At 72.8% G+C, this 1,604-nt stretch carries 2 protein-coding genes; one reads left to right on the forward strand and one right to left on the reverse strand.

Annotation, left to right across the window (positions count from 1 at the left end):
* Positions 1–65 precede the first annotated feature (65 nt).
* On the reverse strand, positions 66–926 hold the full coding sequence (locus tag H5J30_RS32155) for an alpha/beta fold hydrolase (RefSeq protein WP_181791149.1): 861 nt from the start codon (positions 924–926) through the stop codon (positions 66–68).
* Between the two features lie 105 nt (positions 927–1,031).
* On the opposite strand from H5J30_RS32155, the gene H5J30_RS32160 reads away from it, so the two are divergent.
* Positions 1,032–1,553 carry a CGNR zinc finger domain-containing protein gene (locus tag H5J30_RS32160; RefSeq protein ID WP_181791151.1) on the forward strand — a complete coding sequence of 174 codons (522 nt, stop codon included), beginning with the start codon at positions 1,032–1,034 and terminating at the stop codon, positions 1,551–1,553.
* The last annotated feature ends 51 nt before the right edge of the window (positions 1,554–1,604 follow it).

Genomic DNA, 1,604 nt, shown 5'->3' on the forward strand with positions numbered 1-1,604 from the left:
CCGCCGCCGGACCACCGCCCGCCCCGCCGTCCCCTCACCCGGAGTCGGCGCCACCGGCCGTGGCCTCAGTCGGACAGCCGGCGCAGGAAGTCCCGTATCAGCCCGGCGCTCTGCGCGAACCGGGTCGTCAGCGGGAAGTGACCGGCGTCCAGCAACTGCACCTGCGCGTCCTTCGCGTCCCGGGCGAAGGCGCGCGCCCCGTCGGCTCCGAAGATCTCGTCGTGCCGCCCCCAGGCGGCGAGCACCGGCGGCTGGTGCACCCGCAGGTACTCCTGCCAGTCGGCGTACCGGCCGGGGTTCGAGCCGTAGTCGAGGAACAGGTCGAGCTGGATCTCCTGGTTGCCCGGCCGGTCCAGCAGGGCCTGGTCGTGCACCTCCAGCGCCGGGTCGACCAGCGAGGTGTCCGGGACGCCGTGGCTGTACTGCCAGTGGGTGGCGTCCGGGGTGAGGAGCGAGCGGAGCGCCTCGCGGTTGGCCGGCGTGGGGTCGGCCCAGTAGGCCCGCAGCGGGGTCCAGAAGGGGGTGAAGCCCTCGTCGTACGCGTTGCCGTTCTGGCTGACGATGCCCGTGATGCGCTCGGGGTGGCGCAGGGCGAGGCGGAAGCCGACCGGAGAGCCGTAGTCGTGGATGTAGATCGCGTAGCGCGAGACGCCGAGCTGGTCGAGCAGCTTGTCGACGACGTCCGCGAGGTGGTCGAAGGTGTACGCCCACTCGTCGGCCGGCGGCGCGGAGCTGAGCCCGAAGCCGGGGTAGTCGGGGGCGATCAGGCGGAACTCGTCGGACAGCTCCGCCATCAGCGGCGCGAAGCCCACGGACGAGGTGGGGAAGCCGTGCAGCAGCACGAGCGTCGGCGCGCCCGGGTCGCCCGCCTCCCGGTAGAAGACGTCGAGGCCGTCGATGCGGGCGGTGCGGTGGCGTACGGTCATGGCGGGCTCCAACCATCAAAATGGACTTGAACGGTTATCGATGGGAAGAACCTAACCCGCCCCCGCCAACCTGTCAAGCCGACTTGAACGGTTACACTGGACGGTATGACGCGACCGCTGACCGGCGAACCGCTGGCCCTGGACCTGGTGAACACCTGGTGGATCGACCAGGGAAGCCCCGTCGACTTCTTCTACGAGCCCGACGGCATAGGCCGCTGGCTCGGCGAGCACGGCCTGTCCGACCCCGCGGCCGACGCCCCCGCCCCCGCCGCCGTACGCGAGCCGCTCACCGCGGCCCGCGCCGCCCTGCGCGCCGCCCTCGACGGGGACGAGCAGCCGCTCGACGAGATCCTGGCCCACGGCTCCCGCCGGCCCCTGCTGCGCGGCGGCCGGGCCACCTCGGAGGTCGTCGTGGACGACCCCGCGTGGCTGCCGGCCTGGGTCGCCGCGGCCGATCTGGTCCGGCTGTTCGAGGAGCATCCGGAGCGGGTCCGCGGCTGTGCGAACCCCGAGTGCGTGCTGTGGTTCTACGACACGAGCAAGAACGGCCGCCGCCGCTGGTGCTCGATGGAGGGGTGCGGGAACCGCGCCAAGGCGGCCCGCTTCCAGGAGCGCCACCGCCACTGAGGCGGGCGCGGGGCGTCAAACGCGGGCCGCCTACCCCCGCAGCGCGTCCAA

Source organism: Streptomyces phytophilus, assembly GCF_013870535.1.
Lineage (GTDB): Bacteria > Actinomycetota > Actinomycetes > Streptomycetales > Streptomycetaceae > Streptomyces > Streptomyces phytophilus.

Bases quoted from the DNA above. Each gene is read 5' to 3' on its own strand.
- H5J30_RS32160 (WP_181791151.1), top strand. From the start codon at position 1,032: ATGACGCGACCGCTGACCGGCGAACCGCTGGCCCTGGACCTGGTGAAC.
- H5J30_RS32155 (WP_181791149.1), bottom strand. From the start codon at position 926: ATGACCGTACGCCACCGCACCGCCCGCATCGACGGCCTCGACGTCTTC.